The following is a 14873-nucleotide window of genomic DNA, read 5'->3' as shown; positions in this document are numbered from 1 at the left end:
ATTTTTCTATCAATGATTCAGATGCTCGTTTTGTTCGGGAAAAGGCTCTCTAATTCGGAACAGGTTCGGTCCGAGTTCATTAAATGCAATTGCTGCTAGGATAATTGCTGTGCCTAACCACTGAAGCGGCGTGACCGTTTCTGACAAAATAATGCTCGCCGAAACAATTGCGATAGGCAGTTCAATCGATGTTAAAATGTTGGCGATGCCTCCGGAAACTAACGGCATGCCCACTGCAAAAAATAGCGGAGGAAGAACTGATCCGAATAACGAAACGCCAATTCCAGTCGTTAACAGGTTTTTCTCCAACGGAAGTACAGATGGAATTTCCCCCATAAACAGGATCAGCACTAAAATCAAGGATCCTGTCACCATTAAAGCGCTTCGAATCCGCGAATCGACATTTACAGCGACCTTTCCACTGCAAAAAATAAATCCGGCATAGGTGAATGCGGATAAAATCCCAAACATGAAACCTTTCACTGGAAGACCCTGGATGTCCCCATGAAACACATTCGAAGCAAAAACAACCCCTATTAAAATGAGGATGATGGACATGATTGTTACAGGAGCGGGCTTGATTTTGCTAAAAATCCATTCTAATATGATACCAATCCAGACGAATTGGAACATTAAAATGATGGCTAAAGAAGCAGGCAGATACTTTAATGCACCATAATAAAAGATACTTGTTAAACCGATAAAACAGCCGATCATCATTATCTGAAGAATATTCCTCTTAGTAAGTCCTTTAAAACTAGATGGTTTCAAGAGCGCAAGAGACCACAATAAGAACGAGGAAATCAACATTTGAACAATATTGATTTGGCCAAGTGAGTAGCCGTTGCTAAACCCCAATTTAGCAAATATCGGTGTAAAGCCAAAAAACGAAGCACCGATTAATATATAGAGAATGCCTTTATTTAATTTCAATTGTGATACCTCCATGATGCAGATACATAACCAAACTATTATATCATAAATAAGCAGCTTCAGCTTAAGTTTGTGCCTGTCATTACCCGGATCATGTCATGTATTCATTGATATGATTCGGGAATGGCAGGCACCCTTTTTTATTTTCATGAATAGAGGCAATCATAAATTCAAATATTACTCACTAGGATTCATTATTTTTAAAAATAAATAAAGGGATGCTATAAAAGGAGGTTCATCATGGAAGCTAGTTATAAAGGGACCAATAAATTGATCATTGGAATAGTGTTTGGGGTTATTACGTTTTGGCTGTTTGCCCAGTCAATGGTTAACGTCGTTCCAGCGGTTCAAAAGGATTTAGGTATATCATTTGGGATGGTGAATGTCGGCATTAGTTTGACTGCATTATTCTCTGGGATGTTTATCGTGGCTGCCGGCGGAATTGCTGATAAGGTTGGTCGAAAGAAACTAACCTATTTAGGATTAATTTTCAGCATCATTGGGTCGCTTTGTTTAATTCTTGCAAACGGAGCAGCTCTTTTAATTATTGGACGTGTCATTCAAGGACTCTCAGGTGCATGTATTATGCCTGCCACAATTGCGTTAATGAAAGAGTATTTCGAAGGAGCTGAGCGTCAGCGCGCATTGAGTTACTGGTCCATCGGATCTTGGGGGGGATCAGGAGTTTGTTCTTTTGCTGGCGGTGCTATCGCTACTTATTTGGGGTGGAGATGGATTTTCATCTTTTCAATTGTTTTTGCCCTGCTCGCCATGTGGCTGATTAAAGATACTCCGGAAAGTAAAGGAGAAGAGTCAGGTAAATTCAACTTTGACTTTGGTGGACTGGCGATTTTTATCGTCACGATGCTTGCCTTAAACCTTGTCATCACGCGCGGAAAAGATTTCGGCTGGACAAGCCCATTAACCTTAGGCCTTGTAGCAGTCTTTATCATTGGCTTAATTATTTTCATAAGCGTGGAGAAAAAGAAAGAACATGCTTTAATTGATTTTTCTTTGTTCAAAAATAAACCATATTCAGGCGCGACGATTTCTAACTTCTTATTAAATGCCGTTGCGGGAACGCTTGTGATTGCGAATACGTATATTCAAGTTGGACGCGGATTTACCTCATTCCAAGCAGGGATGTTATCACTAGGCTATCTAGTGGCAGTACTCGCGATGATTCGCGTAGGTGAAAAAATATTGCAAAGAGCCGGCGCAAAAGCACCGATGGTTTGGGGTTCAATTTTAACGGCTATTGGTGTAGCAGTCATGGGATTAACGTTCCTGCCAGGATTTGTGTATACAGTTGTCGTTTTCATCGGATTTGCTACTTTCGGGATCGGGCTTGGAATTTACGCAACCCCATCAACAGATACCGCGGTTTCGAGTGCACCGGGTAATAAGATAGGAGAAGCTTCCGGGTTATATAAAATGGCAAGTTCCCTTGGCGGATCATTCGGTGTGGCCATTTCAACAGCTGTATATAGTGGGGTTAATTCAGTTGCAAGCTTGGAATCGGCGGCAGCAGCGGGAATTATAACAAATGTTGTCTTTGCGGTTCTTTCATTACTTTCCATCCTAGCTTTTATTCCAGGTAAAAAAGGTGGAAAAAAAGGTGAAAAATCAGTCCGGCCGACAGGGCAGCCGACCCCTGTAACGGAATAATTTTAAGCTTGCGCGCCACGAATTGTGGCGCTGCAAGTTCTACTAAATGGAAGGAGACCAAGGACATGAGAAAAGAATTAATGGAAATGTTGGAAGCACGGAAAGATGAAATGATTGAAATTCGCCGCTATTTGCATGAACATCCTGAACTGTCCTTTAAAGAAGAAAAAACAGCCCAATATATTGTAGATTTTTACGAGGGGAAGGATGTTGAGGTACAAAGAAATGTAGGGAACGGATATGGAATCATTGTGACCATTAAAGGAGGCAAGGCGGGAAAAACGATCGCTCTTCGCGCCGATTTTGATGCCCTTCCGATTGTGGAAGAAACAGATGTCCCATTTAAATCAAAAAATGAAGGCGTCATGCATGCATGCGGACATGATGCCCATACCGCCTACTTACTCATCCTTGCCGATTGTCTGATTCAATTAAAGGACTCACTTCCTGGTACGATTAAAATTATTCACCAGCACGCAGAGGAGACACCTCCCGGAGGTGCAAAAAGCATTGTCGAATCGGGGGTGCTGGACGATGTAGAAAATATTTATGGCATTCACATTTTCCCTACCCATCCTGCGGGATATGTCGGCTACCATAGTGGTTATTCACTTGCCGGAAGATCCTTTTTTAAATTGGTCATACAAGGTGTTGGCGGCCATGGTTCTTCCCCGCACATGGCCAATGATGCAATTGTCGCTTCCGCCTATTTTGTTACGGCTGTTCAAACAGTCATCAGCCGCCGGCTCAATCCGTTTGATCACGGCGTCGTAACCATCGGCTCATTCGACGGCAAAGGAACCTTCAATGTAATTAAAGACAGCGTGGAGCTTGAAGGTGATGTGCGTTATATGACCGTTGAAAATCAAAAGTTAATCGCCAAAGAAGTAGAGCGGATCGTCAAAGGGATTGAAGTCGAATTTGACGTTAAATGTACGCTTGATTATACGTTCGATTATCCGCCGCTATACAATGATCCGAAAGTGACCGCAGATGTCGTTGCCGCGCTGGAAAACATGAATGACCCAGATATTAAGGAAGTTGGCGAATACCCAATGCTCTCCGGTTCTGAGGATTTTGCTTACTATTTAGAAAAAATACCGGGCTGCTTCTTTTATATTGGCTGTAAACCAAAAGGGGTTGAGAACGCCTATTTCAATCATCATCCGAAATTTGATGTTGATGAGGATTGCCTGATTGTCGCCGCGAAAGCGGTTGGACAAGTCGTTTGCAGCTATTATGGGCTAGAGTAGAGCCGGAGCATGGAAAAAGGAAGGGAATAATCATGAAAAAGCGACTAATGGAGATGCTGGAAGCCCGTAAAGAGGAAATGATTCAGATTCGCCGCCATTTACATGAAAACCCCGAATTATCTTTTAAAGAAGAAAAAACAGCCCAATATATTTTGGATTTCTATAAAGGAAAAGACGTAGAAGTCCAATCAAATGTTGGGAATGGCTATGGAATCATCGTGACGATTAAGGGAGGAAAACAAGGAAAAACAATTGGCCTCCGGGCTGATTTTGACGCTCTACCAATCGTTGAAGAAACGGGGCTTCCCTTTAAATCGAAAAATGAAGGCATTATGCATGCATGCGGCCATGATGGGCATACCGCATATTTATTAGTCCTTGCTGATTGCCTGATTCAATTAAAAGACGAATTGCCTGGCACGATTAAAATTATCCACCAGCACGCCGAAGAAGAACCGCCAGGAGGAGCAAAGAGCATTGTAGAATCCGGAATCTTGGACGATGTAGACAATATTTTTGGGATTCATCTACTTCCAATGCATCCACCCGGTGTTATAGGTTACCACAGCGGTTTCTCGATGGCCGGCAGGTCGTATTTTAAATTAGGAATCCAAGGCGTAGGCGGCCATGGTTCATCCCCGCATATGGCAAATGACGCAATTGTCGCCGGTTCCTATTTTGTCACCGCAATTCAAACAGTGATTAGCCGCAGAATCAATCCGTTTGATATGGGCGTAATCACAATCGGTTCTTTTGACGGGAAAGGCACATTTAATGTCATTAAAGATCGGGTCGAACTTGAGGGTGACATTCGTTATATGAATGGGGAAACAAAAGAGATCATTGAAAGAGAAGTCCGCCGTATTGTCAGTGGGGTCGAAGTCAAATTTGATGTGAAATGTGAGTTAACTTATACCTCTGATTATCCGCCATTATATAATGACCCACAGGTTACCGAACAAGTGAAGGCAAGTCTTGAAGCGGCGAATGACCCGGATATTAAGCAGGTGATGGAATACCCAATGATGTCACCATCTGAAGACTTTGCCTACTATTTAGAAAAAATCCCTGGCTGCTTCTTTTACATTGGCGCAATTCCAAAAGGTGTCGAAAAACCTTACTTCAATCACCATCCGAAATTCGATATTGATGAAGATGCGCTTATTGTCGCAGCAAAAGCAGTCGGATATGTCGTTTGCGGGTACTATGGCTGGGAATAACAGGTTAGTTGGATTGCGGTTGAAATAAGTAAAGGAAGGAAGAGGAGTGAGTACCTCTTCCTTTGGTGTCTTTTTCTGTATGTGTTGGCGCTTGCCGGTTCATTTCCGTTCCTGAAGGGAAGGGGAATTGTGACGGAAATTTGACAGACTCGGATAAAACGAAAAATTTATTGATATCCCAATGAAATTTTCTGATATACTCAAAAATTTATTGATATATATAGGCTAAATTAAAGAATATAACATCAGTTGATTGGAGCGGAAGGCACGAAGACTCCTCGAAAATGCTACGCATTTCCTTCGTGCAAAGCCCATTCGAGGAAGCTATTTGTCCTGCGGGACGTAGCGGCAAGGTGGAGACCCCACAGGCGCTAAAGCGCCGAGGAGGCTCCACTGACGCCCCGCGGAAAGCGAAGTGCCTCGTGACAGGCAAAAACCGCCTGTCCCTGCGATGATTATTCTCTGAAGCTTTCCTTTGTGAAGCGCAAATCAACGGCAATGTACGAAAATTAAATTGATTTTATATAGTTGTAAAATCTTCCGATATATTTGAACCGGGCTATTTTTTGTCCAAACTCAACCCGTTTTCCTTAGTAAAATAGTCATCATTGCCAGTTGGTATGAAAAACTCCTGCCAAATCACGTCGTTCATACGTATGGGCGCCAAAATAATCACGTTGTGCTTGCAAAAGATTCGCATTCGAGATACCTGTTCGATAACTATCGTAATAGCTAAGGGAAGCACTTAAACAAGGGAATGAAATACCAGCATTGATTCCTTCGCAGACAACTTTACGCAGCCCCATTTGATAGTCTTGCACTCTTTCTGCAAAGTATGGCGAAATTAATAAATTCGCAAGATCTGCCTGTTCTTGATAGGCTTCGCTTATGACATTTAAAAAATCTGCGCGAATGATACAACCTCCGCGGAAAATAAGCGCAATGTCCTTTAGAGGCAAATTCCATCCGTAAAGTTCGGAAGTCATTTTAAATTGAGTAAATCCTTGGGCGTAGGCGCACACTTTTCCCATATATAATGCTTGTCTGATGTAGTCTATCCACTCATTTTTATCTAAATGGTTCTGAGAATTAGCCGGTCCTGTTAAAATCCCCTCCGCATGAACCCGTTCCTCTTTTAAAGCCGATATGTAACGGGCAAATAGCGACTCGGTAATAATGGATGCTGGTATGCCGTTATCAATCGCTTGGATGCTTGTCCATTTACCTGTGCCTTTTTGGCCGGCCTTATCCAAGATGACATCGATTAGCGGCAAACCTGTCAATTCATCTTCTTTGCGCAAAATTTCTGCGGTAATTTCGATCAAATAACTTTTCAGTTCACCTTGATTCCACGTTTCAAAGATAGAGGCAATTTCATCAACCGATAGGTGTAGTCTTTCTCTTAAAAACGTATAGGCTTCCGCGATTAATTGCATATCTGCATACTCGATCCCGTTATGGACCATTTTTACAAAATGACCGGCTCCTTTTGGGCCGATATACGTGCAGCAAGGGTTTCCATTCACTTGGGCCGCGATTTTTGTAAAAATCGGAGCTGCTTTTTCATAGATGTCTTTATCTCCGCCAGGCATAATGGAGGGTCCTTGTAATGCCCCGATCTCACCGCCAGAAATCCCGATTCCTAAATAACCGATTCCTTTTTCCTTCAACTCATCATATCTGCGCTCCGTATCTTCGTAATGGGAGTTACCGCCGTCCATGATGATATCGCCTGCTTCAAGATGAGGGATTAACGCTTCGATTACGGAGTCAATCGGTTTACCTGCGGTCACCATTAAAAAAACCTTTCTTGGCGTTTCGAGGGACTGAACAAAATCTTGAACTGTAAAGTATGGTTGGATTGATTCTCCATTCAATTTCCCAACAAGCTCGTCGGTTAAATCTCTTGTATAATTGTAAACTGCAACTTGTTCACCTTTACTAGCCATATTTAAAGCGATGTTGCTGCCCATTACTCCTAAACCAATGACACCTATTGTATTTAACATGTTATCCTGCTCCTACTATTAGATTAATAGACAGTAAAACCCCACACTTAAAAAAGATAGGGGATTTACTGCCTGAAATGCTTATACAAATAAACTTAGTAATAATACAAATCCTAATCCAGCTACTGAAATAACCGTTTCCAGTAACGTCCAGGTTGCAAAAGTTTCTTTCATACTTAAACCGAAGTATTCTTTAAACATCCAGAAACCAGCGTCGTTAACATGTGAAGCAATTAAACTTCCCGCTCCTGTTGCTAGTACGACTAGCGCAAGGTTTACGTCTGATTGGCCTAACATTGGAATGACCAAACCAGCTGTAGTTAAGGCTGCAACAGTTGCAGAACCTAGCGCAATACGTAAGATAGCAGCGATGATCCAGGCAAGTAAAATTGGAGACAATGCAGTTCCTTTGAATAATTCAGCGACATAGTCACCAACACCGCCGTTGATTAATACTTGTTTGAAGGCTCCGCCGCCGCCGATAATTAACAGCATCATACCAATGTGCAAAATGGCTTGTGTGCAAGATTCCATGACATTCTTCATTGGAATCTTCCTTGCGATCCCCATTGAATAAACAGCGAATAGTAGGGAGAGCAGCATAGCGGTACCAGCTTCACCGATAAAATGGATTGCGTCTAGTAAGGCATTTCCCTCAAAGCCCATTGTTTTTTGCATTAAAGTAATAATGGTCGCAATGGACATTAAGATAACAGGGAGTAAAGCAGTGAATACACTGATGCCAAACCCAGGTGTATCTTCAAGTTTAAATGTTTTTTGTTCACCTAATGAAGCAATGTTGCCCATTTTTGTAAATGAATCAGGAACAAGTTTTCTAGCAATTTTCGTAAATACAGGTCCAGCCAAAATGACTGTAGGTATAGCAATGATAAATCCATAAAGTAACACTTCACCAATGTCTGCCCCAAATTCCCCGGCAATCGTAGTTGGCCCCGGATGCGGCGGCAAGAAACCGTGTGTAACCGATAAAGCTGCTGTCATTGAAATCCCTAGAGACAAAATAGAAACCTTTAATTCTCTTGAGATTGCAAACACAATTGGAATCAATAATACTAGTCCGACTTCAAAAAATAACGCAATACCGATAACGAATGAAGCAACTAATACAGCCCACTGAGTATTTTTCGTACCGAATTTATTCACAAGGGTCATGGCAATTCGCTGGGCACCGCCAGAATCAGCGATTAACTTACCAAGCATCGCGCCAAGTCCAAAGATCAATGCGATATGGCCAAGGGTTCCGCCTAATCCGGCCTCAATCGTTTTAACAACTTCGTCTAGCGGCATGCCAAGTGCCAAAGCAACCCCAAACGATACAATGATTAATGAAATAAATGTGTTTAACTTTAAGCCCATGATTAAGAGTAATAATGCGACAATTCCTATTGCGACAATAACTAATGGCATTTTAATTCCCCCTGCTTAATTGGTCGTATTTAGTAAACCTCTTTGGTACTTTGCAATCTCCGTATACTCACTTTTTAGCACTCTTGATAGATTAATAAATATTGGAAGCAATTTCCTGTATTCTTTTACTGCTTCATCATTGGGCGTGTGCAGGTGAGTACTGCCGATCATTTCAGAAACGATCTCAAAGGAATCAATTTTCCCAAGCGCATACAATCCTAAAATACACGCACCCAAGCACGAACTCTCATAGCTTTCAGGAACCACGACTTCCGATTCGAAAATATCCGACATCATTTGCCGCCAAACATCAGACCTTGCGAAACCTCCGGTTGCTTGGATTCGGGTTACGGGGCCATCCATGCATTCGGTTAAGGCTAAAAACACAGTGTATAAATTGTAAATAACTCCTTCTAAAGCTGCGCGAATCATATGTTCTTTTTTATGTGACAACGTTAAGCCAAAAAATGAGCCGCGTACATCTGGATTCCATAACGGCGCCCGTTCGCCGGCGAGGTAAGGATGGAATAACAAACCATCAGCGCCTGGCCGTACACGTTCAGCTATTTTGGTTAATACTTCATATGGATCAATGCCTAGTCTTTTTGCTGTTTCTACCTCTGAAGAGGCAAGCTCATCGCGGATCCAGCGAAGGACTATGCCGCCATTGTTAACAGGGCCGCCAATCACCCAATGATTTTCGGTCAACGCATAACAAAATATTCTTCCTTTTTCATCTGTTTGCGGTTTGTCAATAATGGTTCGAATCGCACCACTCGTCCCAATCGTGACGGCAATTTCGCCCTTTCGGATAGCGTTTACACCAAGATTCGACAGGACGCCATCACTTGCCCCAATGACAAAAGGGGTTTGCGGATCAATGCCAATCTGTTTTGCCAAATCAGGGTCACAGTTGGTAAAAACTTTGGTAGTAGGGACGAGTTCAGATAGTTGGCCAGGCGTGATGCCAGCGATGGATAGAGCTTCTTCATCCCAATCCAATTTTTTTAGGTTCATCATCCCCATGCTTGAAGCGAGGGAATGGTCGACCACATATTGATGAAAAAACTTTTTAAAAATATATTCCTTAATCCCAATGTACTTTTTAGTTCTGGCTGCAATCTCCGGGTGTTCATTCACAATCCAAGTGATTTTGGAAAGTGGTGACATTGGGTGGATAGGCGTTCCGGTTCGTTTGTATACTTCATGTCCATTTAATTCATCTTTAATTTTTTTGGTCCATGCTTCACTTCGATTGTCCGCCCAAGTGATACAAGGGGTCAGCGGCTGGTGGTGTTCATCCATCGCAATTACACTATGCATTGCACTGCTAAATGAAATAAATGATAGTTTCTTATCAGAATGCCGTTTCGTTATTTTTAAAATGGCTTCCAAAACAGCTTGGAAAATTTCTTCCGGGTTTTGTTCTGCTGTTGAGATATCCGGTGTATAAAGGGGATATCCTATATTTTCTTGCTGAATGACATCTCCTGTTTCTGTGAACAAAACAGCTTTTGTACTAGTAGTACCGATGTCTACTCCTAACATATAGTTAGTCATTTTGTTGTTCGACTCCTTTGGAAAGCATCTGTTGCGCCATATATAAGTCTTCCACTTTCTCTTGCACATCATCAAAGTTTTGATGGAATGACTGAATCATAAGGTCTCGGTCTTTTAATTTGATCGCATCAATATAAAGTTGATGATTGTTGATGACCCGTGTAAAGTCTTCAGCGTTTTCTTTAAAACGATTGCGCATAGATAGAAGAATCAAACTTTCCATTACCGGTTTTAAATTATCCCAAATCATCCGGATGTAGGAATGATTGATGGAGCGAATAATTGTTTCGTGGAATAAAACATCTTGATAGGAAAACTCATCCGCATCCCGGTATTTTATAGCGACTTTCATCATTTCCACGATTTTACTAAGTTCCATGACCAATTCTTCCGTATCCATTCTTACAAGCCGTTCAAATACAAACGATTCGATAAGGATCCGTACATCATAAATTTCTGAATATTCTTTTTCCCCTAAACCAACAACAACGGCACCCATTCTTTCCAAACGAATAATATTTTCAGAGGCCAAAATTTTTAATGCTTCACGAATGGGGGAACGGCTCACATTAAAATCCGCGGCTAATTTATTTTCCGAAAGAACGGTACCGCTTTCAAGAATGCCGGAAATAATCCTCATTCTGAGCTCACAGGCTACGCGGTCTCCTGCTGAGGCTCTCGATAGCCACTTTTCGGGATATAAAAATTCCGTTGATTCAGCCATATATTCACCTTCTTTAAAGTGTAAGTATACTTGTATACAAGTATTATAACTGAACTTTTCATTTATGCAAGCGCTTTTATTTAGTATTTCACGAAAATAAAATAAAAAAAGAGCCCCTGATTTTAGGGATCGTCGTTGTTTGCGTCAAAGTCTTATCTAAAATCGGTTTGTATGGCGTGCAAGGCTGTGATTCGCGCCAAAGTTTGTTTAAAAATCGGTTTGCATGACGCACAAGTCCTGGATTTGCGTCAAAGTCTTATCCAAAATTGGTTTGTATGACTCGTTAGGCTATGATTCGCGCCAAAGTTTGTTTAAAAATCGGTTTGCATGACGCACAAGTCCTGGATTCGCGTCAAAGTCTTACCCAAAATCGGTTTGTATGGCGCGCAAGGCTGTTATTCGCGCCAAAGTTTGTTTAAAAATCGGTTTGCATGACGCACAAGTCCTGGATTCGCGTCAAAGTCTTATCTAAAATCGGTTTGTATGGCGTGCAAGGCTGTGATTCGCGCCATAGTCTAATTTGAAACCAGTTTGCATGCAAAGTATAGTTTCCCTCCAGAGATTACTTTGGAATAAATTCCAATAAATTATAACCTCGATTGGCTAACAATCAGTATGTCTCTTTAGGCCTGAAATCGCCAATCCCCTTTAACTTGGTATCAAAAAATTGAAGAATGAGTTTATTTTCAGTTTCGATACAATAATATGGATCAATGTTTGCTTTTCCTCTTTGCAGAATGGTTGAAAGGATGGGGGAGAAAAGCGGTAAATCGGTCAAGCTTAAATCTTTTGCGCCTTTAAAATGAACCGAATATGCTTCTTTGAAGTTTTCATTATTTGGCTTGTTGGCAACATAGTTGGAGTTGCTATCAAGCTGTTTCCATACATCGTCAGAATAAATATTAAGGAGAGGGGCCGAAAAGGCTTCGTTTCTTGCTACAAAATCATCGACTTCTTTCTTATACACAAGGTCACTAAAGAAAGGGGCATCAATATTGACAATTGCACTAATATCATTACGTTCTCTGCCCAGCCAAACGCTAGCCGCCCCGCCCATTGAGTGCCCGACACTCCAATTTTCTCAGTATTGATATGTTGATAAATGATGTCGTTGTCACTTTTAGCTTTTTGAAGGATCGTATCAATGACGAAATTCATATCATCCGTCCGGAGCTTCATCCACATTTGAATCGCTCCGTACAATTCTTCTTTTGTGTAAATGTCTTTTTTATTCATATCGCTGACTTCAAGGTTATAATCTGCATTTTTCGGATACCAAAATTCCACATTCAAAAATCTGTTATCCCCCTTGTCGGTGAATTCCTCTATTCGGTTTTCATCAATATATGTGTAAGCAGCGGTTTCGACTTTATAGTGACCGCTCAATTTTGGTGATTTATGCTGCGGAAAAACAACTGCAGGCGCAAGTGCAAAAACGAACGCTAAAATCATTACAATCGATTTCCACACAATAGCAGAGGTTTTATATTTTTTGTTATACGGTTTTTTGCGGTTAAGAGAAACGGTTCCTTTTATCGCCAACAGCAACAAAAGGATTCCAAGCATGACCCAGCGGAAACTCCAAACAATCACCGATGAAACTGTGAGAATGGCAAAAGCAGTAAATACAGCAATCCGAATCCAACTCTTTAGATTTGCATGATTTTCCTTCGTTGCCACACAGTAGATTGCAAAACCAATCTCAAAAATCAAAGCGATCATTAATAATAAAGTTCCCATAGTCGTTCTCATTTCCCTCCGAATAATTTTTTATGAACTCGTCATAAAAAAATGTTGAAAGGAAGTATATAGAAAAAAGGTAAGTTGTATCCACAGCCAAATAAGATGCAAAAAAAAACAATAAGTTATAAAGTAAAGGGTCTGTTTTTGCGAAGAAAGTGGAGACCTTTTGGATAAATAAAAAAATACTGCACCTTAGTTGGTGCAGCATTTTCTAAACTTACCTATTCAATTTCACCGAAATATCGTGGAAACGACCTGATCGTAACTCATAGAACTGTCTACCGTAAATACTCCGGGGCGCAGCTTGTTCATTAATCCTTTTTTCTCGATATCTTTTGAAAACGCAAAGGCATCTTCGACGATCCCCGCCTGAACCAGCATTCTTCCTACGGTAATACTTGTCATGCCTTCGGAAACATTAATAATCACTTTGGTTACTGGTTTGGAAGTGGACTCCTTTTCTGCCGGCTCAGTTTGTTCTGAAGATGTTGCAACTGCATCCGCTACGGTCTTGTCGTATTCCTCTTTCGTTTGGACGACAAAGCCTTTCTTTTCAAGCTTGCTTTTCATCTCGGCACCAGATGGTTCAACTTTTACAGTTTTACTGGAAGCCTTCGGTGTGTCAGCAGTAAAGTAAACAGCTGAACAAATGGCTGTTGTTAGTAACATTCCGGCAGCAAAGCTACTCAATAAGTTAATTCTCATTCGCAACTTTTCTCCCTTCATCCTTCACTTCATGATAAGGAGCAAGCATTTGTTGAATTGTACTCGGAGTGACCTTTTTCATTTCTGCAATACTATCAATTGAATATTTACGATCATATAAGTCTAGCACTTCACGCATGAAAAGCTTTTCCTCGGAAGACAGTGGGATTCCTGCTTCCTTCATTAACACCTCTTGATCAAGCTCAATGTTTCGAATTGATTTTTTTAAATCATTGATTTCTTCCATTATAGAAATATGAATCTGATCGATTTGATTATGTTCTGCCTTTGCTGCACGAGTTGATCTTAGAATAGAAACAATGAGTAATAGGGCGGATACGGCAAGTAATCCGGCAAATGTCCATTCCATCAATCATACCTCCTTCTCAAGTTGAATATGTACTCACAAGTTTTTATTATACAAGTAAATAGGGTGTTTTTCGATTAATAACCCTAAAAAACATGTTGTTAAAAAATGAGAAAGGATATAACAAGGAGGCGGTATGAAATCTATTTCTCAAAATAATGGTTTGGTTAGACTTTAATGAAGATTTTTATACAACTAAACATCTTTCTTTAAAGCTTTTAGTTTTTCGTTGATTTTTCGGGCTTCTTTTTTATCTTTTTGCCAAGACAGAAGACGGACTAGAGTATAGATCACTGCAATTTGCAGTGCGAGAATGAACCCATCTAATGCACGATTCACTATGCCAAAAATAGTGCATAAATAAAACAACATTATTTCCCAATTAAATGATAAAGTAATGATAAATACTAGAGGAAAAAGGACTTCTATTTCTAAATAATTATTATGGGGGAGGTTGGGTAATCATGGCAAAGTATGAAAAGACAATCATCGGTGACTTCGAGAAAGTGGTTAATCGTTTGGAACGTGATATTGGTAATAGTGGAATGAGTATGAAATTGGTTGATGAAAGCAACTACAATAGTGGGGATACTAAAATTGCTGTTCGAGTTTTTGATAAATTTTTTATGAGAAATGGAAACAGAGCAAGCTTAAGCCTTACTGTAGTAGGCTATAGAAGAAATATTTTTATATCAGCAATTGGTGCTGGAGGCGGGCAAGGTGTTTTTGTAAACTTTAGTCTCGGTGCAGAAGATAATATGGTGACAATCGTTCGAAATAGTATAGAACAAATGGAATAATAACATAAATTAATTTCAAATCACGGGTTGTCGTTTTGGACTTTAAAAAGTAAGGTCCCGGGTTCTTTTTGAAGTGCAGGAAAATGCAGGTTAAATGACTTGCAAAAGACATGGTAATTCATAAAGGAATTCACCATGCTTTTTTTAAGGGGAGAATTTCCCTCTATTTCAAAAAGAGAGGCTTAAAAGGCAGATATAAGGGGAGAAATTCCCGTTAATACGTCTAAATAAGGCGAAATTTAATAGTTTATATGATATAAACGGAAAAACTCCCTTTATTTTAAGGGAAATATCGGTATTTCCCAACTTAAGGGGAATTCGTCCGTCTATTTTTCAAGCACAGGGAAATCAACATTCAGTTCTAATAGAGCGAAAATTGATACAGTAATAAAGTGAGAAAATCACTGTGATTTCTCACCCTATTGGCATTGCAACTCACTGTTTTGCAGTTTTTAAACAAATC

General features: G+C 40.5%; 14 protein-coding genes. 4 read left to right on the top strand and 10 right to left on the bottom strand.

Translation table 11 applies throughout. The annotated features are described in order from the left end of the window. Window positions 1-9: 9 nt before the first annotated feature. Complete coding sequence (locus D1B31_RS12500; protein ID WP_118921126.1) at window positions 10-933, bottom strand: EamA family transporter; 924 nt, start codon at window positions 931-933, stop codon at window positions 10-12. A 237-nt stretch (window positions 934-1170) separates the two neighbouring features. On the opposite strand from D1B31_RS12500, the gene D1B31_RS12495 reads away from it, so the two are divergent. From D1B31_RS12495 to D1B31_RS12485, 3 genes are all read left to right on the top strand, one after another. Then, window positions 1171-2601 carry an MFS transporter gene (locus D1B31_RS12495; RefSeq protein WP_192894779.1) on the top strand — a complete coding sequence of 477 codons (1431 nt, stop codon included), beginning with the start codon at window positions 1171-1173 and terminating at the stop codon, window positions 2599-2601. Between the two features lie 65 nt (window positions 2602-2666). After that, window positions 2667-3854 carry a M20 family metallopeptidase gene (locus D1B31_RS12490; RefSeq protein WP_118921124.1) on the top strand — a complete coding sequence of 396 codons (1188 nt, stop codon included), beginning with the start codon at window positions 2667-2669 and terminating at the stop codon, window positions 3852-3854. A 32-nt stretch (window positions 3855-3886) separates the two neighbouring features. After that, a complete protein-coding gene (locus D1B31_RS12485) occupies window positions 3887-5074 on the top strand; it encodes an amidohydrolase (protein ID WP_118921123.1) in 1188 nt (395 codons plus the stop codon). Window positions 5075-5679: 605 nt separating this feature from the next. Here the strand turns inward: D1B31_RS12485 and gnd are convergent. The 9 genes from gnd to D1B31_RS24270 form a co-directional block, all read right to left on the bottom strand. Beyond that, window positions 5680-7083, bottom strand: a complete 1404-nt coding sequence (gene gnd, locus D1B31_RS12480; RefSeq protein ID WP_118921122.1) for a decarboxylating NADP(+)-dependent phosphogluconate dehydrogenase — start codon at window positions 7081-7083, stop codon at window positions 5680-5682. 81 nt (window positions 7084-7164) lie between these two features. Then, window positions 7165-8511 carry a GntP family permease gene (locus D1B31_RS12475; protein WP_118921121.1) on the bottom strand — a complete coding sequence of 449 codons (1347 nt, stop codon included), beginning with the start codon at window positions 8509-8511 and terminating at the stop codon, window positions 7165-7167. 15 nt (window positions 8512-8526) lie between these two features. Beyond that, the gene (gene gntK / locus D1B31_RS12470; protein ID WP_118921120.1) at window positions 8527-10071 is read right to left on the bottom strand and encodes a gluconokinase; all 1545 of its coding nucleotides are present in this window, start codon (window positions 10069-10071) and stop codon (window positions 8527-8529) included. After that, window positions 10064-10795 carry a GntR family transcriptional regulator gene (locus D1B31_RS12465; protein WP_118921119.1) on the bottom strand — a complete coding sequence of 244 codons (732 nt, stop codon included), beginning with the start codon at window positions 10793-10795 and terminating at the stop codon, window positions 10064-10066. Before D1B31_RS12465 ends, gntK begins: the two co-directional genes overlap by 8 nt. 610 nt (window positions 10796-11405) lie before the next feature. Beyond that, window positions 11406-11807 carry a hypothetical protein gene (locus D1B31_RS24865; RefSeq protein WP_240035256.1) on the bottom strand — a complete coding sequence of 134 codons (402 nt, stop codon included), beginning with the start codon at window positions 11805-11807 and terminating at the stop codon, window positions 11406-11408. Further along, entirely contained in the window at window positions 11732-12547 is an 816-nt protein-coding gene (locus tag D1B31_RS12460; RefSeq protein WP_240035255.1) for a hypothetical protein, read from the bottom strand. The genes D1B31_RS24865 and D1B31_RS12460 overlap by 76 nt, the downstream gene beginning before the upstream one ends. A gap of 222 nt (window positions 12548-12769) precedes the next feature. After that, entirely contained in the window at window positions 12770-13243 is a 474-nt protein-coding gene (locus D1B31_RS12450) for an aminodeoxychorismate lyase (RefSeq protein WP_192894776.1), read from the bottom strand. Next, window positions 13233-13613, bottom strand: coding sequence for a hypothetical protein (locus D1B31_RS12445; protein WP_118921117.1), 381 nt, complete (start codon window positions 13611-13613; stop codon window positions 13233-13235). Before D1B31_RS12445 ends, D1B31_RS12450 begins: the two co-directional genes overlap by 11 nt. A 192-nt stretch (window positions 13614-13805) precedes the next feature. Continuing rightward, a complete protein-coding gene (locus D1B31_RS24270) occupies window positions 13806-13949 on the bottom strand; it encodes a hypothetical protein (protein ID WP_158587532.1) in 144 nt (47 codons plus the stop codon). A gap of 125 nt (window positions 13950-14074) precedes the next feature. Here D1B31_RS24270 and D1B31_RS12440 point away from each other — a divergent pair, with 125 nt between their 5' ends. Beyond that, window positions 14075-14410 carry a DUF6054 family protein gene (locus D1B31_RS12440; protein ID WP_118921116.1) on the top strand — a complete coding sequence of 112 codons (336 nt, stop codon included), beginning with the start codon at window positions 14075-14077 and terminating at the stop codon, window positions 14408-14410. Window positions 14411-14873 lie beyond the last annotated feature (463 nt).

The sequence above is a fragment of the Neobacillus notoginsengisoli genome, from assembly GCF_003515685.1.
Taxonomy (GTDB): domain Bacteria; phylum Bacillota; class Bacilli; order Bacillales; family Cytobacillaceae; genus Bacillus_D; species Bacillus_D notoginsengisoli.
Note: the sequence above shows the minus strand (reverse complement) of the source record. Positions and strands in the feature narration are given on the sequence as shown.